The sequence below is a fragment of the Azospira sp. genome (genome assembly GCF_030247495.1).
Lineage (GTDB): Bacteria > Pseudomonadota > Gammaproteobacteria > Burkholderiales > Rhodocyclaceae > Azospira > Azospira oryzae.
The window spans coordinates 114908-135507 of sequence record NZ_JAOTRW010000002.1 but is presented as its reverse complement, the minus strand read 5'-3'; the positions used below and the strand labels follow the sequence as shown (position 1 = coordinate 135507).

Here is a 20600-nt window from a genome sequence, read left to right as displayed (position 1 = left end):
GTCTTAACCCAATAAATCTTCTCGGATATTGCAATTGCGGAAATCCTCGGGATGGGGAAAGTCCACCAGCACCAGGCGGCGGCTGTCCTGCCATTCCCCCACCTTGTGGCGGCCCTCGGCCACCCAGGCCGCCAGGTCCGCCGCCAGCTCCCGGCGGCAGAGGCAGAAGACGGAGTGGCGCCGCTCTCCGGCCCGGGCCACGGCCACCTCGGCGTCGGCCTCGAGCAGGGCGTGGCGGAGGCGCGCCACCAGGTCCGCAGGGAAGTCCGGGGAATCGCAGGGCACCAGCATCACCAGGGGCTGGGGACTGGCGCTGAGGGCGGCGTGGAAGCCGCCCAGGGGGCCGGGGTAGTCCGGCAGCAGGTCGGGCAGCAGGGGGTAGCCGAAGGCGGCGTAGGCCTCGGCGTTGCGGTTGGCATTGATGGCCACGGCCTCCACCTGGGGCGCCAGGCGGGCGGCGATGCCCTGGGCCAGGGGCCGGCCGCGCCAGGGCAGCAGGCCCTTGTCGGCCCCGCCCATGCGGCGGCCCAGGCCCCCGGCCAGGACGACGCCGAATACCGGGGGTGGGGAGGCGGGGGAAGGGGAGGGCATGGCGGCAGCGGCAGGCGGGGAGTGGGCAGGGGCGGCCATTGTACCCTGGCGGCGGCGGCGCCTCAGTCGAGGCCGGCCTGGCGGCGCACCTGGCGGGCACAGGCGAGGAAGTGGGGCAGGCAGGGGTTGGGATTGGCGGCGGCCCAGATGATGCCCTGCTCCACCAGGGGTGGCGCGGCGATGGGGCGGAAGGCGGCGCCCTGCAGCTGCATCTTGCCCATGGAGCGGGGCACCAGGGAGACCCCCAGTCCTTCGGCCACCAGATTGACGATGGTCTGCTGCAGGTGGGTTTCCAGGCAGACCCTGGGCTCGAAGCCGTGCTCCCGGCAGCAGCCGGCCACCAGGGCGTGCAGGGCCGGGGCGGTGGCGGCGGGAAAGGTGATGAAGGGCTCCCCCGCCAGATCCGCCACGGCCACGGTCTCCTCCTGCGCCAGGGGATGGTCCGCCGGCAGCACGGCGCAGAGGGGCTCCCGGTGCACGCACAGGTATTCCAGGCCCGCCGGACGCTGCCAGGGAAAGGCCAGGCCCACGTCGCAACGGCCGGCCAGGAGGGAATCGTCCAGCTCCCGGGGCAGCAGTTCCCCCAGTTGCACCTCCACCTGGGGGAAGTCCCGGCGGTAGGCCTTGATCAGGGGCGGCAGGGCGCTCCAGGCGGCGGCCATGGTGAAGTCCAGGCGCAGGCTGCCCTGTTCGCCCCGGTGCACCGCCCGGGTGCCCTGCACCGCCTGCTCCAGGTCGGCCAGCAGGCGCCGGGCCTGGGCGAGGAAATGCCGCCCGGCCACGGTCAGTTCCACCTGGCGGGAGCTGCGCTGGAACAGCATGACTCCCAGGGATTCCTCCAGGGCGGCGATCTGCCGGCTCAGGGGCGGCTGGGAGATGTGCAGCAGGGCGGCGGCCCGGCCGAAGTGCAGGGTCTCGCCCAGGGTGACGAAGTAACGCAGTTGGCGCAGGTCCGGCAGCATCGTTGCGTCCAGGGTATTGATGTACGACTTATATAGCATTGGACGGTATGAATGGGGAAGTCCTAAGCTGGCGCCTCCGTTCCCGCTCCCCGGTTCCCCGGCCCCGCCATGATCGCCATCCTGCAAGTCGTCCTGCCCATTTTCGGCCTCATCCTGGCCGGCTACGTGGGCCGCCGCAGCCATTGCCTGGGGGAGGCGGCCTCCTTCGAGCTGAACCGCTTCGTCGTCTGGCTGGCCCTGCCCTCCCTGCTCTTCAAGGCCACCGCCACGGCCACCTGGGCCGAACTGTGGCAGCCGGGCTTCGTCATTTCCGTCTGCGTCGGCTGCGTCGCGGTATTCGCCGTGACGGTGCTGCTGCGCCTGCGCCAGCTGCGCCACCTGGCCGACGCCAGCATCGACGGCCTGTCCGCCGCCTACGCCAACACCGGCTTCCTCGGCATTCCCCTGTGCGCCCTGGTGCTGGGGGACGAGGGCCTGGTGCCGGCCATCATCGCCACCCTGATCGTGGCCTGCGCCCTTTTCGCGGTGGGCATCGTGCTGGTGGAAATCAGTCTGCAGCAGGCTCCCTCGCCCTGGCGCATCGCCGCCCGGGTCGGCCTGGCCCTGGCCCGCAATCCCCTGGTGGTGGCGCCCCTGCTCGGCGCCGCCTGGGCCGGGGCCGGCCTGGCGCTGCCCCTGGCCCTGGATCGTTTCCTCACCCTGCTCGGCGGCGCCGCCACGCCCTGCGCCCTGGTTTCCCTCGGCGCCTTCCTGGCCCAGCCCCAGGCGGGGCAGCGTTCGGGCACCGCCGGCCTGGTCCTGGCCAAGCTGGTGCTGCAGCCCGCCATCACCGGGCTCCTCGCCTACCGGGTGTTCCAGCTGCCGCCCCTGTGGGCCCACGCCGCCCTGCTCCTCAGCGCCCTGCCTACGGGCACCGGACCTTTCATGCTGGCCAGCTTCTACGGGCGGGAAGGGGGCATGGTGGCCCGGGTCATCCTGCTCACCACGGTGGGTTCCCTCGCCACCATTTCCCTCTGCCTCTATGTGATCGCCCGTTAGGGCTGTCTCAGGCCTGCAGGCGCAGGCTGGCCCACAGGTGGGCCGCGGCCAGGGCCCGCCAGGGGCGGAAGGATTCGAGCCAGGTTTCCGTTTCCCGGGCCTCCACCGTCCGGCCCAGCAGCAGGCCCAGGGCCCGGCGCACGGCCACGTCGCCGTGGAGGGAGCCGTCGAGCCAGGCGAAGCCCCGCAGCAGGGTGTAATTGACGGTCCACGGACCGATGCCGCGGCGGGCCAGGAGGGCGGCCTGCAGGCCCGGCAGGTCCGCCGCCGGGCAGCTCAGGTCCAGTTCTCCCGCCGCCACGGCCCGGGCCAGGTCCAGCAGGGTCGCCGCCTTGCTGCGGGAGAAGCCGGCCTGGCGCAGGTCCGTTTCGTCGAGCCGGGCCAGGGCTCCCGCATCGGGGTAGCAGTAGAGGCCGGAGGAGTGGCGCAGGTCCGCCGCCAGGATCAGCTGGCGACGCAGGGAAACGGCGGCGGCGACGCTGATCTGCTGGCCGGTGACGGCCCAGGTGAGGGCCTCGAAAGGAGTGGCCGTCTGGGGCACCCGCAGGCCGGGCAGTTGGGCGATGACCGGCCCCAGCTGGGGATTGTGCCCATGGGCGGCGGCGAACTCGGCCACCGGCTGGGCCAGGCCCAGCAGATGGCTGACCAGGGCCTGCACGGCGGCAGCGGCGGGGCGGGGGCCGCCGTCCACCGCCAGGGTCGCCGTTACCCGGGCGCCGGGGCCCAAGGTTTCCGTTGCGGCCTTGTCTGCTCCTTCGCTTGCGGCGGCTGCCTTGCCTTGTCTCTTGCCGACCCTGCCAAGGGCCGCCTCCCCGGGGCTTTCCAGCATCAGGCTGAGGCAGGCGGGACGGCCCTGCCACAGCAGGCCCTTGTCGATGCGCTGCGCCGTCACCCGCTCGGCCAGGGCCTGGCCGTCGCGGCGGTGGAAGGCCAACAGGTCGTCGCCGCGGAAATCCGGCGGCAGTGCCAGGGTCAGGCTGGTCTTCATCGGCGGGCCCGGCGCAGGGTCAGGTTGAGGCGGCAGGGGCCGGTGAGGGCGTGGTTCCCGTCTTTCACTGGCTGCACGCCGTGGAAGCGCAGCCGGTCCGGCCCTCCCCACACCAGCACGTCGCCGTGCAGCAGGGGAATCTTCACCGTCTTGTCGTTGCGGCTGGCACCGCCGAGGAGGAACACCGCCGGCAGGCCCAGGGAAAGGGAGACGATGGGCTGGGAGAAGTCCTCCTCGTCCCGGTCCTGGTGCAGGGAGAGGCGGGTGCCGGGGGCGTAGCGGTTGATCAGGCAGGCATCGGGGACGAAACCGGGAAAGCCGGCGGCCGTGGCGGCCTCGTCGGCCAGTTGCAGCAGCAGGGGCGGCAGGGGCGGCCAGGGCTGGCCGCGCAAGGGGTCGAGAGGGACGTAGCGGTAGCCCCTGCGGTCCGAGATCCAGCCCAGGGGGCCGCAGTTGCTCATGCTCACGGCCATGGTCTGGCCGCCGGGGGTAATCATCTGGCGCCAGGGGGAGGCGGCAATGATGCCTTCCACTGCCGCGATCAGTGCCGGCGCCCGCTCCAGGACATAGCCGTGCAGCAGCACCGTGCCCGGCCCCAGCCGTTCGGCGTGGGGCGGCAGGTCGGCAAAGAGGTCCGGGGTGCCGCTCATGGCGCTGCCTTGGTGCCGGGTCTGGGGCGGGGTGGAGCCGTGCTGGCGGCGGGATTTTCCGCCTGCTGCCGTTCCCGCTGTTGCAGGGCGGCCTTGCGCTCCAGGCCCCAGCGGTAGCCGGCCAGGTTGCCGTCGCTGCGCACCACCCGGTGGCAGGGCACGGCCACGGCCAGGGGATTGGCGACACAGGCGGCGGCCACGGCGCGCACGGCCTTGGGCAGGCCCAGGTCCCGGGCGATTTCGGTGTAGCTGCGGGTCTCTCCGGGGGGGATGGCCTGCAAGGCTTGCCAGACGCGGCGTTGAAAGGCGGTGCCCTGGAGATCGAGGGGCAGGGCCAGTCCCAGCCGGGGGGCTTCCACCAGGCCCACCACCTGGGCGACCCAGGCGGCGAAGTCGGCGCTGCCCGTTTCACCTGCCGTTTGCCCTTCCTCCTCCGGCCCGCTGCCGATCAGCCGGGCCTTGGGGAAACGGGCCTGCAGGTCCGCCACCAGGCCCAGGGGATCATCCCCCAGCAGGATGGCGCACAGTCCCCGGGCGCTGCGGGCCGCCAGCAGGGCACCGAGGGAGGTCTGGGCCACGGCGAAGCGAATTTCCTCGGCGACGCCGCCCTGGCGGAAGCGCCCCGGCGTCATGCCCAGCACCCGTCCGGCCTCGCTGTAGAGGCGGCTGCTGGCGTTGTAGCCGGCGCCGTAGGCGGCCTCGGTCACTCCCTGGCCGGCGGCCAGGTTCTGGCGCAGGCGCTCGGCCCGCCGGGCCTTGGCATAGGCGCCGGGAGTGAGGCCGGTGTGGGCCTGGAACAGGCGGTGCAGATGGTGGGGGCTGAGGCCGGCCCGGGCCGCCAGCCGGGCCAGGGTAGGGGGCGTCTCGGCGGCCTCGATGAAGCGGCACAGATCGGCCACCACGGCAGCCTGGCGCTGGGCCAGGGGCGCCTCCTCCGGCCGGCAGCGGCGGCAGGGACGGAAGCCGGCGGTGGCCGCGGCCTCCCCGTCGGCGAAGAACTGCACGTTCTCCGGTTTGGGCCGGCGGGAGGGGCAGGTGGGGCGACAGTAGATGCCGGTGCTGCGCACGGCGTAGACGAACCGGCCTTCAGCCGCCGGGTCCCGGGCGCAGAGGGCCGCCCAGCGCGGGTCGGCGGTGATTGTCGCGGCACCGGCGACGGCGTCGGTGGCTGCATCGCCGGCCTGGGCGGCGGGCTGGTTGGGGGCGGATTGGGCGTGGGCGGCGTTTTTCATGGGGATGCTCCGGCAAGGCGACGGGGCCAGCTTAGGCGGCGGCCGGCCCGGGCGCACTCCGGTGCTTGCTTTCAAATTCCATGGTTCGGTTTTACCGCTGCCGTCGCCCGGGAGCAAGGGCTGTGAATTGATGCGCGTCAGGTCGCCCGGCGGCGTCCTTGGCTAGACTGGCGCTTTCCCGTTGCGATCACGAGCCATGAAGCCGAGCCGCCGTCACTTCCTCACTGCCACCGCCGCCCTGGGCGCCCTCGGCGCCATGCCCCTGGCGCGGGCCGCTGCCCCCGCAACCGTCCCGGGCAAGGGCGGCCGGGTGCTCATCGTCGGCGGCGGCTGGGGCGGCCTCGCCGCCGCCCGCCATCTGCGCCAGGAGGCGCCCCAGCTGGAAGTGGAACTGCTGGAACGGCTGCCCGCCTTCTGGTCCTGCCCCCGCAGCAACCACTGGCTGGTGGGTCAGGCGGATGGCGCCGCCCTGAGCTTCGACTACCGCCAGGTGGCCGGCCGCCTCGGCTACACCTTCCTCCAGGCCGAAGTCAGCGGCGTGGACCGGGACCGGCGCCAGGTGCTCACCAACCAGGGGCACCTGGAGTACGACTGGCTGATCCTCTCCCCCGGCATCCGCCACGACTATAGCGCCTGGTTCGGCGACGATGCCGCCGGCCGGGAGGCCGCGGCCCTGGCCCGCAGCCGCTACGCCCCGGCCTACACCGCCGGACCCGAGTTCGCCGCCCTCAAGACCCGGCTGGCCGCCTTCAAGGGCGGCGACCTGCTGATGACCGTGCCGCCCTATCCCTACCGCTGCCCGCCGGCCCCCTTCGAGCGGGCGGTGCTGCTGGCCCGGCACTTCCAGCTGAACAGGATTCCCGCCCGCATCACCCTGCTCGATGCCAATCCGCCCAACCCGGGCTACGCCAAGGTCTTCAACGAATACTTCAAGGACCAGATCCACTACGTGCCCCACGCCCTGGTGCGCCGGGTGGACCTGGGCGCCCGCCGCATCGTTACCGCCGCCGGCGAATTCGGCTGGGACGAGGCCATCCTCATGCCGCCCCAGCAGGCCGGCGACATCGCCTGGCAGGCCGGGCTGGTGGGGCCGGACGATGGTGACAAGAGCGGCGGCAAGAACACCGGCTGGGCCCAGGTGCGCGGCACCAGCCTGCAGAGCCGGGCCGACGAGCGCATCTTCGTCATCGGCGACGCCGTCGGCGCCGTCTCGCCCCTCTTCGGCCACTACCCCAAGAGCGGCCACGTGGCCAACCGCATGGGCCGCATCGTCGCCAAGGAAATCGCCGCCCGGGCCGCCGGCAAGACGGCAGAACCGGCCTTGCCGGACAATCTCTGCTACGTCACGGTGAACCCGGAGCCCCTGGACGTGCTGCTGATGGACACCCAGTACAAATTTCGCGGCGACGGCGTCATCGTCCAGACCCTGCGCCAGTATCGGGACCCGGACCTGGCAGCAGACGAGCTGGCCTGGCATGGGGCGTTGATGGGGGAGATGCAGGGATTGGGCGGTTAAGGTCCGGCGTCTGAAGCCGCCTCTGGCTTTTTTGGAAAGTTGTTTGTCATAATCGCGAGCAGGTTTCATCGCTTCCCACCCCGGGGATATGGCAACGCTGGACGCATCCGGAGAGGCTCTCGTGCTGAAGCAACTGGTTCCTGTCGCTGTTGTTGTTTTCCTCGTCATTGCCGGCATTGCTGTTCTACTGCTGCGGCGAATGTCCGGCAAGGGGGCCGAGGCATGGCCCTTCTATGCCAAGAAGCCCTTGTCCCAACCAGAGCAGGTGCTTTATCACCGGCTGGTTGCCGCCTTGCCCGAGTGTATGGTGCTGGCCCAGGTCCAGCTTTCCCGGGTGCTCGGCGTGAAGAAGGGGTTCAGATTCCATGAATGGAACAACCGCATCAACCGCATGAGCCTCGATTTCCTGGTTTGCCTCAAGGATTCCAGCATCGTGGCGGCCATCGAACTGGACGAAAAAAGCCACGAGCGGGCAGCGCGGATGGAGGCGGATGCAAAGAAGGAAAAGGCACTGGCTGCCGCCGGGATCACTTTGGTCCGCTGGCATGTGAGCGCCATGCCCGACGAAGCAACCATCCGCAAGGTATTTGCCGGTTGAAATCAGGCCCGGGCGGGGCATGACTCCGGCCATGCTGCCGGGGCCTTAGAATGGCGCCTTCACTGTCCTGAATGTGCCTTCAATGAGTGAATCATCCGGCGACTGGTCTCGCCACCTTGCCGCTCTCGCCATTGCCGACAGCCATGACGACGGCGCCCACGACCTCAACCACCTGCACCGGGTCTGGCAGACCGCCCAGACCCTGCTGCAGGACCATGCCGAGGCCGATGCCCTGGTGGTGATGGCGGCCTGCTATCTGCACGATCTGGTCAATCTGCCGAAGAACCACCCGGACCGCTCCAGAGCCTCCACCCTGGCGGCGGAGTTGGCGGTGGAAAAACTCAGGGAAGCCGGTTTTCCGGCAGAGAAACTGGCCGCCGTGGCCCATGCCATCGAGGCCCACAGTTTTTCGGCGGGCATCGCGCCCACCACCATCGAAGCCAAGATCGTCCAGGATGCGGACCGGCTGGATGCTTTGGGAGCGGTGGGATTGGCCCGGCTGTTCTACACGGCGGGGCGTCTGGGTTCGGCTCTGGCCCATGCCGGCGACCCGCTGGGGGCCGCGCGGGAGCTGGACGACAAGGCCTACGCCCTGGACCACATCGAGGTGAAGCTGGCGATCCTGCCGGCCACCATGCAGACGGCGGCAGGTCGCCGCCTGGGGGAGGAAAGGCTGCAATGGCTGCGGCAATTCCAGGCGGACTTTGTGGCCGAGTGGGGAACCGGTAGCAGTTCCTGAAAGTGGGGTGGCCTGGGAGGCAGGCTGGACGCCGCTCCCGGCCTTGCCATGCCGAAGAGTGGCGTCCCTATTGCCTCATCGGGCAGTAGCGTTTGAATCCATCGCCGCCACCCGGACGGCTCAGGCTGCCCGGATGATGCCCAGCAGGTCGTCGCCGTAGCGTTCCAGCTTGGCGGTGCCCATGCCGGAGATGTTCATCAGCTGATCCCGGGTGGTGGGCCGTTCTTCCGCCAGTTCCTTCAAGGTCTTGTCGTGCAGGATGACGTAGGCCGGCACGCCCTGTTCCTTGGCGGTGGCGGCGCGCCACTGGCGCAGGTCTTCGAACAGGGACTGGTCTTCCAGGGTCATGTCGTCCAGCTTGGTCGGCGCCCGCTCGCTGCGGCTCTTGCTGCTGCCACCCTTGCGCGCCACGTGGCGGCGCATCTGCAGGGTCTGTTCGCCTCTCAGCACCGGGCGGGCGGCATCGGTGAGCTTCATGGCGCCGTGTTCGGCCAGGTCTGCGGTGAGCATGCCGCCGGCCACCAGCTGGCGGAAGACGGCGCGCCAGGCCCCGTCGTCCAGGTCGGCACCGACGCCGAAGGTGGGCAGGGCGTCGTGGCCCCACTGCTTGACCTTGTCGCTGACCTTGCCCCGCAGCACGTCGATGAGGTGCACCACGCCGAAGCGCTGGCCGGTGCGATAGACCACGGAGAGAGCCTTCTGGGCGGCCACGGTGCCGTCCCACAGTTCCGGCGGGGTGAGGCAGACGTCGCAGTTGTTGCAAGGCTCGCTGGCTTCGCCGAAGTAGTCGAGCAGCACCACCCGGCGGCAGCGGGGGGATTCGGCGTAGGCCAGGAGGGCGTTGAGCTTCTGGGCTTCCAGGCGCTTCTGTTCTTCCGGGGCGACGGAATCCTCGATGCGGGAGCGTTGCAGCACCACGTCCTGCAGGCCGTAGGCCATCCAGGCTTCGGCCGGTTCGCCGTCGCGGCCGGCCCGGCCCGTTTCCTGGTAGTAGGCTTCCAGGCTCTTGGGCAGGTCCAGGTGGGCGACGAAGCGCACGTCGGGCTTGTCGATGCCCATGCCGAAGGCGATGGTGGCCACCATGGTGATGCCTTCTTCCCGCAGGAAGGTGCGCTGGTTGTCGGCCCGCACCTCGGCCGGCAGGCCGGCGTGGTAGGGCAGGGCGGGGATGCCCTGGCTCGTAAGCCAGGCGGCGGTCTCTTCCACCTTCTTGCGCGACAGGCAGTAGACGATGCCGGCCTCGCCCTTATGGTTGGCGAGGAAGCCGAGCAGCTGCTTGCGAGGATTATCTTTCTCGACGATGAGGTAGCGGATGTTGGGCCGGTCGAAGCTGGCGACGAAGACCCGGGCTTCGGTCAGCCCCAGGCGCACCCGCATTTCCTCCCGGGTGGCCGTGTCGGCGGTGGCGGTGAGGGCGATGCGGGGCACATCCGGGTAGCGGTTGTGCAGGGCCGAGAGCTGCAGGTATTCGGGGCGGAAGTCGTGGCCCCACTGGGAGACGCAGTGGGCTTCGTCGATGGCGAAGAGGGCCAGGCGCTTGTCCTCTTCCAGCTTGTCCAGCAGGGAGAGGCAGCGGTCGGTGAGCAGGCGTTCCGGGGCCACGTAGAGCAGGTCCAGGTCGCCGCAGAGGACGCGCCGCTCCACTTCCTGTACCTGCTGCCAGTCCAGGGTGGAATTGAGGTAGGCCGCCTTGACGCCGAGCTGGGTGAGGGCGTCCACCTGGTCCTGCATCAGGGCGATCAGGGGCGAGATGACCACGCCGCAGCCGTGGCGCAGCAGGGCGGGAATCTGGTAGCAGAGGGATTTGCCGCCGCCGGTGGGCATCAGCACCAGGGCGTCGCCGCCGTCGGCCACGTGGCCGACGATGTCGCCCTGGCTGCCGCGGAAGGCGGTGTAGCCGAAAACCCGGTGCAGGATTTCCAGGGCGGCGGTGTGGGTGTTGGTTTCCATGGGCCGCGATTATCTCACGGCCCATGGGGGGAACCGGCATCAGCAGGTGCCTGGCGTCGTTGTGCCGCCTTGCCGTACTCCGTGTACTGCCTGCGGCGGCACGCCTAGCCAGGCCCCTCCTGCTACCGATTCCCGGCCGTGGCTTGCTCCGGCCGCAGCAGGGAGGCGACGATGGAGACCGCCAGGATGCCGGCCACGGCGCCCAGGGAGACGAACACCGGGATGTGGAACCACTTGACGATCAGCATCTTCACGCCGATGAAGCAGAGCACCGCCGCCAGACCGTACTTGAGCAGGTGGAAGCGGGAGGCCATGTCCGCCAGCAGGAAGTACAGGGCCCGCAGGCCGAGGATGGCGAAGATGTTGGAGGTCATGACGATGAAGGGGTCCGTGGTCACGGCGAAAATGGCCGGAATGGAATCCACGGCGAAGATCACGTCGGTGACCCCGATCAGCACCACCACCACGAACAGGGGCGTGAACCAGCGCACCCCGTCCTTCCACACCGACAGACGGTCGCCATCGTACTGGGGCAGGATCTTCAGGTGGCCGCGCATCCACTTGAGCACCGGATTCTGCTCGATGTCCGGCTCATGCTCGCCGGGCAGGGCCATCTTGATGCCGGTGACGAGCAGGAAGGCGCCGAAGACGTAGAGGATCCAGCTGAACTGGGAAATCAGCCAGGCGCCGATGAGGATCATGACGGCCCGCAGCACCACGGCCAGGATGACGCCGACGATGAGGGCCTTCTTCTGCTGCTCCGCCGGTACCACGAAGGCGGTGAAGATCATCAGGAAGACGAAGATGTTGTCCACCGACAGGGATTTCTCGATCAGGTAGCCGGTGAGGAACTCGGTGGCCTTCAGGTTGGCCACTTCCCTGCCCACGCTGTGGTCCAGCCAGCCCCACAGGATGGCGCAGAAAATGAGGGCCAGGCTTACCCACAGGGCCGACCAGGCCAGGGCCTGGCGGGCGGTAACGGCCCGGCCTCCCTTCTTTTCCAGGGCCACCAGGTCCACCACGATGGCGACGACGACGAAGACGGCAAAGCCGACCCACCACCACAGGTTGCCGATGCTTTCAGCCATGGCGCCTCCTTACCAGTTCTGCCGGCGGTCGCTGGCCGGGTCGATGCGGCGCCATTCCCCGTTCAGGGTGACGGGCTGGCGGGGAGCGCTGGAGGCCCGGGCGTAGGCCGGCGCGAAGGCCGGTTCCGCTTCTGCCTGGGCGCGGCGCACGGCGTCGGCCTGGCGCGCCAGGCGGCGGACAATGGCTGAGAAGAGGGCCTTGAAAATGGGGAGGATGACGAAGCGTCCGATGCCGGCCAGGAGGGCCAGACGGAGCTTGAAGAAGAGGAGCGAGAGCAGCTTTTTCATGACGGTTCCTTTTGCATAAGATCGAGATTAACCGATCCTCGCCGCCCGTAAACGCAAAAAACCTTTGCCGTTGGCGGCAAAGGTCTCGCTTGGGTTGCGTCGGCGCTCTGGATGTCGCGCCTCTGGAACCACCCACCGGGCCGGGGAACTTTCATTCCCGTACTGACGACTTCCGGCGGTTCAGCTACTCCCCTTCGTGGGATCGCGGAGTTGAATTTACGGGGGATGGGCGCTTTGGTCAACCCCGAGGGGCTTGTGGTTATTACGCAGGCCGCCCCGTGGCGGATCAGGCCAGGGGAAGTTGCAGGCTTTCCCGCTGCAGGGTCTCGCCGTCCCACACCAGGCAGTCGCCCCAGGCCCGGCTGGCGTCCTGGCGCCAGTCGGCGAGGACCCAGCGCTCGCAATGGATGCCGTCCACGATGTGGTCGTGGCGGTCCGGGCGGTGGGTGTGGCCGTGGATCAGGGTGGCGTAGCCGTTGTCGCGCAGAAAGTCTTCCACCGTGACGGCGTTGACGTCCATCAGGTAGTCGGCGCCGTCCCGCTTTTCCGCCTTGATGGCTTCGGAGCGCTGGCGCAGGGCGGCGGCGATGGCCTTGCGTTCCGCCAGGGGCTTGGCCAGGAACTCGCCCTGCCAGGCCGCGCCGCGCACCTGGGTGCGGAAGTCCTGGTAGTCCCTGTCGTCGGTGCACAGGATGTCGCCGTGGCTGAGGACGAACTGCCAGGTGACCACGGACAGCACATAGGGGTCGGGCAGCAGGCGCAGGCCGGCGGCGGTGGCGAAGTCCTGACCCAGGAGGAAGTCCCGGTTGCCGTGCAGCAGATTGAGTTCGATGCCCTGGTCGGCGGCCTGGCGCAGGGCGGCGATGATGCGGGCGTTGTAGGGATCGGTGCAGTCGTCGTCGCCGACCCAGTGGTCGAAGAAGTCGCCGAGGATGTAGAGGCTGCTGGCCTGGCGGCCGGGCAGGGAGGCCAGGAAGTCGAGGAAGAGGGCGGTGATGCCCGGGACTGCCGGCGAGAGGTGGAGATCGGAGATGAAGTAGAGCATGGGGCGCGAGGGTGTGATGATGGCTCGCGCCCCGGTACGGCGGGCTGCTTAGACGACTTCAGCGCGTTCGATGATCACGTCTTCCACCGGCACGTCCTGGTGGAAGCCGCTGCGGCCGGTCTTGACGCCCTTGATCTGATCCACCACCTCGGTGCCTTCGACCACCTTGCCGAAGACGCAGTAGCCCCAGCCGCTGGCGGAGGGGGAGGTGTGGTTGAGGAAATCGTTGTTCTTGACGTTGATGAAGAACTGGGCCGTGGCGGAATGGGGATCGTTGGTGCGGGCCATGGCGATGGTGTAGACGTCGTTCTTCAGGCCGTTGTCGGCCTCATTCTTGATCGGGGCCTGGGTGTCCTTCTGCTTCATGCCGGGCTCGAAGCCGCCGCCCTGGATCATGAAGCCGTTGATGACCCGGTGGAAGATGGTGTTGTCGTAGTGGCCGGCTTCCACGTAGGAAATGAAGTTCTTCACGGTTTCCGGGGCCTTTTCGGCATCCAGTTCCAGGCCGATGACGCCGAAGTTGGTGTGCAGTTTGATCATGAGCTTGCCTTTCGATGCTGGGTGGACGCCGCCGCTGGCGACGCCCGAATTGCCCCTCGCCCTCGCAACGAGGGGCCGGGGGTGAGGGTGGCGGGACGGGCCCGCCGGGTTTATTTCTTTTCCGGGAGCAGCTTGACGGACTGGATCACCACCGGGGAGGCGGGGACGTTCTGGTGCCCGCCCTGGTTGCCGGTGCGCACCTGGCCGATCTTCTTCACCACGTCGATGCCTTCGCGCACCTTGCCGAAGACGGTGTAGCCCCAGCCGTCGAAGGAGGGATAGTCCAGGTTGCGGTTGTCCACCAGATTGATGAAGAACTGGGCCGTGGCGGAGTGGGGATTGTTGGTGCGGGCCATGGCGATGGTGCCGATGTCGTTCTTCAGGCCGTTCTTGGCCTCGTTCTCGATGGGCGCCCGGGTGGCCTTCTGGGTCATGTCCGGGGTGAAGCCGCCGCCCTGGATCATGAAGCCGTCGATGACCCGGTGGAAGATGGTGCCGTCGTAGAAGCCGTCCTTGGTGTATTGCAGGAAGTTGTCCACGGTCTTGGGCGCCTTGTCCGCATACAGCTCGAGGACGATGCGCCCCTGGTTGGTCTGGATTTCCACCTGGGGATTGGCTGCCAGGACCAGGGGGGCGACCAGGGCCAGCAGCAGGCCGGCGGCGGCGCGGTGCAGGGATTTGAACATCAGGCGGCTCCTTCGTAGATGATTTTCCAGGTGCCGTTTTCCCGCACCCAGTATTGGCGTTTCTTCATCTGGTTGTTGAGGTTGTTGCTGCGGTAGTCCTGTTCGAAGGTGACCACCACGTAGTCTTCCTTGTCCGGGGCGCGGAACATGGACATGCCGGTCAGCTTGACCTTGATCCATTCCTTGCTGGCGTTGACCTGGCGCTTCTGCTGGGCGAAATCCGCCAGGTTCTGCTGGCCGTTCTTGAAGCTGGCGGAGTAGTGGGAGAGGAACTTGTCCACATCCTTGCTCTCCCAGTCGGCCCGCCAGGCGTCAATCTTCTTGTTCAGCTCGTTCCGTTCCTTGTTCCAGTCGTCCAGGGACAGCCATTCCACGGAATTGCTGATGATCACCGGGGTCAGGCCCACCTGCAGGTTCTTGGCCAGGGCGTCCAGGTCCGGATTGGCCAGCACGACGCAGCCGTCGGAGGCCCGGGGCGGGCGGGAGAAGGTGTCCGAGGGGGTGCCGTGCAGCCAGATGCCGTGGCCGTTGCGGCCCTGCTGCTTGTCCCACTCGTTGGGGTAGTTGATGGGGAAGGCGCCGCTGCCGTAGAGGTCGGCCAGCTTCTCCCGGGGCAGGCTGGAGGTGACGTGGTAGACGCCGATGGGGGTCTTCTTGTCGCCTTCGCGGAATTTCTCGGCGCCCAGCTTGCCCTGGGTGATGTAGTAGTCGGCGACAAAGCGGGGGCGGCCAGCCTTCAGGTCGTTCTCGTAGAGGTAGAGCCGGGACTTCTGGGTGTCCACCACCACCGCGTATTTCTGCTCCGGCACCATCTGCATCAGGTAGCGGGGCACCGCGTCGGCCTGGGGTTTGTCCTTGTAGCCGCGCAGACGCACCATGGCCTCGGCCCGCAGGTCCGCCAGCTTGTCCTGGGGGGCGCCGGGGGCGTTGCCGAAGGTTTCCAGGGGCCGGGTACGGGCCAGCAGCAGGTCGCCCTTGATCAGGTGGCCCAGGCGGAACTTGGGAAAGCGCTCCAGCAGGGTGTCGGTGAGGACCAGGGCCTTGTCCAGCCGGTTGCGTTCGATCTCGTCGAAAATGCGCGCCAGCATGGGCTCCGGGCCTTGCAGGCCGGCGCCGGAATCGGAATAGGTGGCGCCGTCGGCCGGCAGGGAAAGGTCGGCCTCGCTGCTGCCGTTGCCGTGCTTGTAGCGCCACAGGGCATTGGCCTTCCAGGCGGCGCCGGCGGCAACCAAAACGATCAGGGCAACTACGGTGCGGCGGAAGCGCCGGCCGGAGTTGCCCCGGGTGTACATCAAGGACATCAGCTACCTACTTTTTCCTGCTGGATCAGCCATTTGCCACCGCTACGCTGCAGCACGAGGGTCTTGGCGGCGGAGGATTTGAGCGTGGCGGAGGTGTAATTCTGCTTGAAGCGCACCGTGGCCTTGTCGCCGTTCTGGCTGACCTTGATGTCCTCGACCGATACCTGCAGCTTGCCGGGCTTGTCGATACGGCTGGCCCGTTCCTTCTCCCAGGCCTTGCGGTTGCCGCCGGGGGCCTGGAAATCGGGGGCGTAGAAGGAGAGATAGCCCTTCACGTCCTTGCGCGACCAGGCGGCTGCCCAGTTCTGCACGGCCTTGGTGACGGCGCCTTCGTCGGCGGCTTCAGCCTTGGCGGCTGCAGGAGCGGGCTTTTCGGCCTTGGCCGGTTCGGCGGCGGGCTTTTCCTTCTCCGGCTTGTCCAGCACGGTGACCTTGGCCGGCGTGCCCTTGGCCGCTTCCGGTGCCTTGGCCGCAGCAGCGGCCGGGACGGGGGCGGGAGCCGGGGTCGGCGCCGGGGCGGCGGCAGCAGGCGCCGGGGCAGGGGCTGGCGTCGGAGCGGCAGCAGGCGCGGCGGCAGCGGGTACCTTGCCGCCGGGAGCCCGGGAAGAGCCGATCATTTCGCGGATCAGGGACAGCTTGGACTGGGCGTGGGCATTGGAGGAGTCCAGTTGCAGCGCCTTGTCGTAGGCCTGGCTGGCCAGCTTGGCATAGACGTCGCCCAGGTTCTCGTGGGCCACGGCGTAGGAAGGATGGGTGCGGATGGCCATTTCCAGGGCGGTGCGGGCCTTGTCGTACTGCTTCTGCTGGGCGTAGAGCACGGCCAGGTTGTTGTAGGGCTCCGGCAGTTCCGGGAAATCCTCGGTGAGCTTGGTGAAGACCGCGATGGCCTCATTGTTGCGATTCAGCTCGGTGAGGATGATGCCGCGCAGGAAGCGTCCCTGGGCGTCCTTGGGACGGGTGGCGATGTAGGCATCCACTTTTTCCAGGGCCTGGGCGTTCTGTCCCTGTCTGACCATCTTCTGGATATCGGTGATGGCAACGTCGGCCGCCAGGGAAATGTTGGCGGAACCGAGCCCGATCAGGGCGCCGATCAGCAGGGCCGGAAGCAGCCGGGAACGGCTGGAATGGCGCGGCAGGCGGGCAGCTGGCGAAAAGTGGGAACCCATCGTTGTGTTATACTCTCTCGGACGATTTGACGGTGTTTTGCATATGCCGAAGCGAACGCCGAACGGCTTTTTTCAGGCTTTTCGCAAAACTGCCCGATTCTAACAAAGAAGGGCGCCGGAGCGAAGTTGCCGGGCCATCGACCTGGTGAATTTCGGCGCCGTCCGCCCCCCGGGTTCCACGGCAGTTGCCGCTTGTGTCCAGGCCTGCCGTCGGGCGGGTAAGCTCCCGCCCTTTCTTTTGCCCATCCGATAATCCCCATTTTTCTTTCTGCCCATGCTGAAAATCTATAACACCATCGCCCGGGAAAAGCAGGAATTCGTCCCCATTGAAGCCGGCAAGGTGAAAATGTATGTCTGCGGCATGACGGTTTACGATTTCTGCCACCTGGGCCACGCCCGGGTGCTGGTGGTATTCGATGCCGTCTATCGCTGGCTGCGGGCCAGCGGTCTGGACGTGACCTACGTCCGCAACATCACCGACATCGACGACAAGATCATCCGCCGGGCCGTGGAAAACGGCGAGACCATCGGCCAGCTGACCGACCGCTTCATCGCGGCCATGGATGAGGATGCCGCCGCCCTGGGCGTGCAGAAGCCCACCCACGAACCCCGGGCCACCGAGTACGTGCCCCAGATGCTGGGTCTCATCGGCCAGCTGGAAGCCAACGGCCTGGCCTACAAGGCCGCCGACGGCGACGTGAATTTCTCGGTGCGCAAGTTCCCCGGTTACGGCCGCCTCTCCGGCAAGTCCCTGGACGACCTGCGGGCCGGCGAGCGGGTGGAAGTGGATTCGGCCAAGCAGGACCCCCTGGACTTCGTGCTGTGGAAGCACGCCAAGGCAGGTGAGCCCGCCTGGGAATCCCCCTGGGGCGCCGGCCGTCCCGGCTGGCACATCGAGTGCTCGGCCATGAGCTCCGATTTGCTGGGCAAGCATTTCGACATCCACGGCGGCGGCCAGGATCTGCAGTTCCCCCATCACGAGAACGAGATTGCCCAGTCCGAAGGGGCCCACGGTTGCACCTTCGTCAATTACTGGATGCACAACGGCTTCGTGCGAGTGGACGACGAGAAGATGTCCAAGTCCCTGGGCAACTTCTTCACCATCCGCGACGTGCTGAAGAAGTACGACGCCGAAGTGGTGCGCTTCTTCATCCTGCGCGCCCACTACCGCAGCCCCCTCAACTATTCCGACGCCCATCTGGACGACGCCCGGCAGGCCCTGACCCGGTTGTACACCGCCCTCAAGGCGGCGCCGGCGGAAGCGGTGGCGGTGGACTGGAACGAGGCCCATGCCCAGCGCTTCCAGGCGGCCATGGACGACGACTTCAACACGCCGGAAGCCCTGGCGGTGCTGTTCGACCTGGCTAACGAGGCCAATCGCAGCAAGGACTCAGCCGTGGCGGCCCAGCTGAAGGCCCTGGCCGGGGTGCTGGGGCTGCTGCAGCGCGATCCCCAGGCCTTCCTGCAGGGCGCCACGCCGGATGCGGCCGATGGCCTCAGCCCGGCGGAGATCGAGGCCCGCATCCAGGCCCGCATCGATGCCAAGAAGGCGAAGAACTTTGCCGAGGCCGACCGTCTGCGGGCCGAACTGCTGGCTGCCGGCATCGTGCTCGAGGACTCCGCCCAGGGCACCACCTGGCGCAGGGCCTGAAGCCGGGCCGTCTTCCGCTCTTTCGTATCCGCCTCCCGTCGGGAACGGGGGAAACAAAAAAGCCCGCCATCGGCGGGCTTTTTCTATGCTTGGTCGGTCTAGCGCAGGACCTTGCCGCCGTTGCCGATCACCGTCAGGTCCACGAAGCGGGAACCGTTGTGGTCGCTGGTGGAGTAGCTGACCCGGTAGCCGCCCAGGTCATAGCTGCCCATGCTTTCCAGGGCCGTGGTCAGCTTGTCCCGGGTGAGGTCCTTGCCGGCTCGCTTGATGCCTTCCACCATGACCTTGGCCATGGCATAGCCCTCGACGCCGTAGTAGGGAGACTGGCTCTGCTTGCCCATGGTGGTCATCAGCTTGCGGTATTCCCGCACCAGGGGGTTGGAGTCGTTCCAGGGATAGGGCATGACCTGGGAGATGCCGATGCCCCGGGCGTCGTTGCCCAGTTCCTTCACCAGCAGGTCGGCGCCCACCGGGGAGAGGGTCATGAACTGGGGGTTCTGGCCGTGCTTGCGCATCTGGCGCACGAACTCGGCGGTGGGCTTGTACAGGGTGACCATGATCACGGCCTGGGGCGTGACCTTGGAAATGGCTTCCACCGCCTTGGCCACGTCCAGGGAATTGCGTTCCACGGTGCCGACGGCGGAGGGGGCCAGGCCGTGCTTCTTCAGGGCGGCGGTGACGCCGTCCAAGCCGGACTTGCCGAAGCCGTCGTTCTGGTAGAAGACGGCGATGTTCTTCAGGCCGAGGGAGGCCAGCTGGCTGACGATGGCATCGGTTTCGTTGGCATAGCTGGCGCGCACGTTGAACATGTAGCGGTTCACCGGGTTGCGCAGGGTTTCGGCGCCGGAGATGGTGCCCACCAGGGGCACCTTGGCGCCGGAGAACACTTCCATGGCGGCAGTGGTGGGGGAGGAGCCGTAGAAGGCCAGCAGGGCGAAGGCCTTTTCGTCGTGGATCAGCTTCTTGGTATTGGCCACGGCCCGGTCGGTCTCGTAGCCGTCGTCCAGGGAAACCAGTTCCAGCTTGCGGCCGTTGATGCCGCCGCCCTTGTTGATCTGCTCGAAGTAGGCGGTGATGCTTTCCCGCATTTCCGTGCCGTAGATGCCGTTGGGGCCGGAGAAGGGGGCGGACATGCCGAGGGTGATGGTGCTGTCGGTGACCCCGTTCTCTGCCATGGCGGCGCCGGACAGCAGGGCGCAGGAGGCCATTAACAGGGATGCCAGACGGTGACGAAAGCGCTTCATTTTTCCCTCCTTGAGCGTCATTTTGTGGTGTGTTGTGGGGGAGGACTATGGCATTGGTCGGGCCGGATTGCAAGACGCCGCCTGGCTTTGCGGCCCGAAAAAAAGGCGGCCCGGAGGCCGCCCTGGTTTGTCTCCGGGACTACTGCCCGAAGAAATCCTTCACCTTGTCCATCCAGCTCTGGGCTTTCGGATTGTGGTTGGCGGAATCGCCCTGGCTGATCTCCTCCAGTTCCCGCAGCAGTTCCTTCTGGCGCTCGGTGAGATTGACCGGGGTTTCCACCACCACGTGGCACAGCAGGTCGCCGTGCACATGGCTGCGCACGCCCTTGATGCCCTTGCCGCGCAGGCGGAAGACCTTGCCCGACTGGGTTTCCGCCGGGATCTTGATCTTGGCGGCACCGTCCAGGGTGGGGATTTCGATTTCCCCGCCCAGGGCGGCGGTGGTGAAGCTGATGGGCATCTCGCAATGCAGGTCGTTGTGGTCCCGCTGGAAGACGGAGTGGGCCTTGAGGTGGATCTGCACGTAAAGGTCGCCCGGGGGGCCGCCATTGACGCCGTGTTCCCCTTCGCCGGCAAGCCGGATGCGATCGCCTTCGTCCACCCCGGCCGGAATCTTCACCGACAGGGTCTTGTGCTGCTTGACCCGGCCGGCGCCGTGGCAGGTGCCGCAGGGGTCGGGAATGATGCGGCCGGTGCCGTGGCACTTGGGACAGGTCTGCTGGATGGAGAAGAAGCCCTGCTGCAGCCGTACCTGGCCGCTGCCCTGGCAGGTGGGGCAGGTCTTGGGCTGGGTGCCGCTCTTGGCACCGGAGCCGCTGCAGGTGTCGCAGACTTCCATGGTGGGGATGCGGATCTTGGTTTCCGTCCCCTTGGCCGCCTGCTCCAGGCTGATTTCCAGGTTGTAGCGCAGATCGGCGCCGCGGTAGATGTTGGAACGGCCACCGCCGCCACCGCCGGCACGGCCGCCGAAGATGTCGCCGAAGATGTCGGCGAAGGCATCGCCGAAACCGCCGCCGCCAAAGCCGCCGCTCCCGCCGAAGCCGCCGGCCTGGGGATCGACCCCGGCGTGGCCGTACTGGTCGTAGGCAGCCCGTTTCTGGCCGTCGGAGAGGATCTCGTAGGCTTCCTTGGCTTCCTTGAACTGCTCTTCGGCCTTGGGGTTATCCGGATTGCGGTCCGGATGGAATTTCATGGCCAGCTTGCGGTAGGCCTTCTTGATCTCGTCGTCGCTGGCATCCCGATTGACGCCGAGGACTTCGTAAAAATCTTTTTTTGCCATTTCAGCTCTCTAAAAGGCATGGCCGCAAAGCGTGCAAAGGGGCCTTCC

20 protein-coding genes are annotated in these 20600 nt (G+C 67.7%); 5 read left to right on the top strand and 15 right to left on the bottom strand.

Annotation, left to right across the window (positions count from 1 at the left end):
* Nucleotides 1–3 precede the first annotated feature (3 nt).
* Both mobA and OEL49_RS00630 read right to left on the bottom strand, forming a co-directional pair.
* Nucleotides 4–591, bottom strand: coding sequence for a molybdenum cofactor guanylyltransferase MobA (gene mobA, locus OEL49_RS00635; RefSeq protein ID WP_287873751.1), 588 nt, complete (start codon nt 589–591; stop codon nt 4–6).
* A gap of 62 nt (nt 592–653) precedes the next feature.
* Nucleotides 654–1592 (bottom strand): LysR substrate-binding domain-containing protein, encoded by a 939-nt coding sequence (locus OEL49_RS00630; RefSeq protein WP_287873750.1) that lies wholly within the window; start codon nt 1590–1592, stop codon nt 654–656.
* Nucleotides 1593–1661: 69 nt separating this feature from the next.
* On the opposite strand from OEL49_RS00630, the gene OEL49_RS00625 reads away from it, so the two are divergent.
* The gene (locus tag OEL49_RS00625) at nt 1662–2591 is read left to right on the top strand and encodes an AEC family transporter (RefSeq protein ID WP_287873749.1); all 930 of its coding nucleotides are present in this window, start codon (nt 1662–1664) and stop codon (nt 2589–2591) included.
* A 7-nt stretch (nt 2592–2598) separates the two neighbouring features.
* On the opposite strand, the gene OEL49_RS00620 is transcribed toward OEL49_RS00625, so the two are convergent.
* From OEL49_RS00620 to ada, 3 genes are read right to left on the bottom strand one after another with little or no spacing between them, the layout of a single operon-like run.
* Complete coding sequence (locus OEL49_RS00620; RefSeq protein ID WP_287873748.1) at nt 2599–3579, bottom strand: DNA-3-methyladenine glycosylase 2; 981 nt, start codon at nt 3577–3579, stop codon at nt 2599–2601.
* Nucleotides 3576–4229 (bottom strand): DNA oxidative demethylase AlkB, encoded by a 654-nt coding sequence (gene alkB / locus OEL49_RS00615; RefSeq protein ID WP_287873747.1) that lies wholly within the window; start codon nt 4227–4229, stop codon nt 3576–3578. The genes OEL49_RS00620 and alkB overlap by 4 nt, the downstream gene beginning before the upstream one ends.
* The gene (gene ada / locus OEL49_RS00610; protein ID WP_287873746.1) at nt 4226–5461 is read right to left on the bottom strand and encodes a bifunctional DNA-binding transcriptional regulator/O6-methylguanine-DNA methyltransferase Ada; all 1236 of its coding nucleotides are present in this window, start codon (nt 5459–5461) and stop codon (nt 4226–4228) included. Before ada ends, alkB begins: the two co-directional genes overlap by 4 nt.
* 196 nt (nt 5462–5657) lie before the next feature.
* Here ada and OEL49_RS00605 point away from each other — a divergent pair, with 196 nt between their 5' ends.
* The 3 genes from OEL49_RS00605 (at nt 5658) to OEL49_RS00595 (ending at nt 8314) form a co-directional block, all read left to right on the top strand.
* Complete coding sequence (locus OEL49_RS00605; protein ID WP_287873745.1) at nt 5658–6977, top strand: FAD-dependent oxidoreductase; 1320 nt, start codon at nt 5658–5660, stop codon at nt 6975–6977.
* A gap of 121 nt (nt 6978–7098) precedes the next feature.
* The gene (locus OEL49_RS00600) at nt 7099–7575 is read left to right on the top strand and encodes a DUF2726 domain-containing protein (protein ID WP_287873744.1); all 477 of its coding nucleotides are present in this window, start codon (nt 7099–7101) and stop codon (nt 7573–7575) included.
* 82 nt (nt 7576–7657) lie between these two features.
* Nucleotides 7658–8314, top strand: coding sequence for an HD domain-containing protein (locus OEL49_RS00595; protein WP_287873743.1), 657 nt, complete (start codon nt 7658–7660; stop codon nt 8312–8314).
* A gap of 120 nt (nt 8315–8434) precedes the next feature.
* On the opposite strand, the gene recQ is transcribed toward OEL49_RS00595, so the two are convergent.
* The 8 genes from recQ to OEL49_RS00555 form a co-directional block, all read right to left on the bottom strand.
* Nucleotides 8435–10264: a DNA helicase RecQ gene (recQ, locus tag OEL49_RS00590; protein WP_287873742.1), complete on the bottom strand. Its 1830-nt coding sequence runs from the start codon at nt 10262–10264 to the stop codon at nt 8435–8437.
* 122 nt (nt 10265–10386) lie between these two features.
* Nucleotides 10387–11352, bottom strand: coding sequence for a TerC family protein (locus tag OEL49_RS00585; RefSeq protein ID WP_014238105.1), 966 nt, complete (start codon nt 11350–11352; stop codon nt 10387–10389).
* Between the two features lie 9 nt (nt 11353–11361).
* Nucleotides 11362–11640: a hypothetical protein gene (locus OEL49_RS00580; RefSeq protein WP_287873741.1), complete on the bottom strand. Its 279-nt coding sequence runs from the start codon at nt 11638–11640 to the stop codon at nt 11362–11364.
* A gap of 286 nt (nt 11641–11926) precedes the next feature.
* On the bottom strand, nt 11927–12685 hold the full coding sequence (locus OEL49_RS00575; protein ID WP_287873740.1) for a UDP-2,3-diacylglucosamine diphosphatase: 759 nt from the start codon (nt 12683–12685) through the stop codon (nt 11927–11929).
* A 48-nt stretch (nt 12686–12733) separates the two neighbouring features.
* Complete coding sequence (locus tag OEL49_RS00570) at nt 12734–13225, bottom strand: peptidylprolyl isomerase (protein ID WP_014238102.1); 492 nt, start codon at nt 13223–13225, stop codon at nt 12734–12736.
* A 110-nt stretch (nt 13226–13335) separates the two neighbouring features.
* Entirely contained in the window at nt 13336–13911 is a 576-nt protein-coding gene (locus OEL49_RS00565; protein WP_014238101.1) for a peptidylprolyl isomerase, read from the bottom strand.
* Nucleotides 13911–15212, bottom strand: coding sequence for a L,D-transpeptidase family protein (locus OEL49_RS00560; RefSeq protein ID WP_287873738.1), 1302 nt, complete (start codon nt 15210–15212; stop codon nt 13911–13913). Before OEL49_RS00560 ends, OEL49_RS00565 begins: the two co-directional genes overlap by 1 nt.
* Nucleotides 15212–16378, bottom strand: a complete 1167-nt coding sequence (locus OEL49_RS00555) for a L,D-transpeptidase Cds6 family protein (RefSeq protein ID WP_287873737.1) — start codon at nt 16376–16378, stop codon at nt 15212–15214. Before OEL49_RS00555 ends, OEL49_RS00560 begins: the two co-directional genes overlap by 1 nt.
* A gap of 274 nt (nt 16379–16652) precedes the next feature.
* Between OEL49_RS00555 and cysS the strand changes: the two genes are divergently transcribed.
* Nucleotides 16653–18029, top strand: a complete 1377-nt coding sequence (cysS, locus tag OEL49_RS00550; RefSeq protein ID WP_152088938.1) for a cysteine--tRNA ligase — start codon at nt 16653–16655, stop codon at nt 18027–18029.
* A 98-nt stretch (nt 18030–18127) separates the two neighbouring features.
* On the opposite strand, the gene OEL49_RS00545 is transcribed toward cysS, so the two are convergent.
* Both OEL49_RS00545 and dnaJ read right to left on the bottom strand, forming a co-directional pair.
* Nucleotides 18128–19273: an ABC transporter substrate-binding protein gene (locus tag OEL49_RS00545; RefSeq protein WP_014238097.1), complete on the bottom strand. Its 1146-nt coding sequence runs from the start codon at nt 19271–19273 to the stop codon at nt 18128–18130.
* Nucleotides 19274–19412: 139 nt separating this feature from the next.
* Nucleotides 19413–20552, bottom strand: a complete 1140-nt coding sequence (dnaJ, locus tag OEL49_RS00540; RefSeq protein ID WP_287873735.1) for a molecular chaperone DnaJ — start codon at nt 20550–20552, stop codon at nt 19413–19415.
* Between the last annotated feature and the right edge of the window lie 48 nt (nt 20553–20600).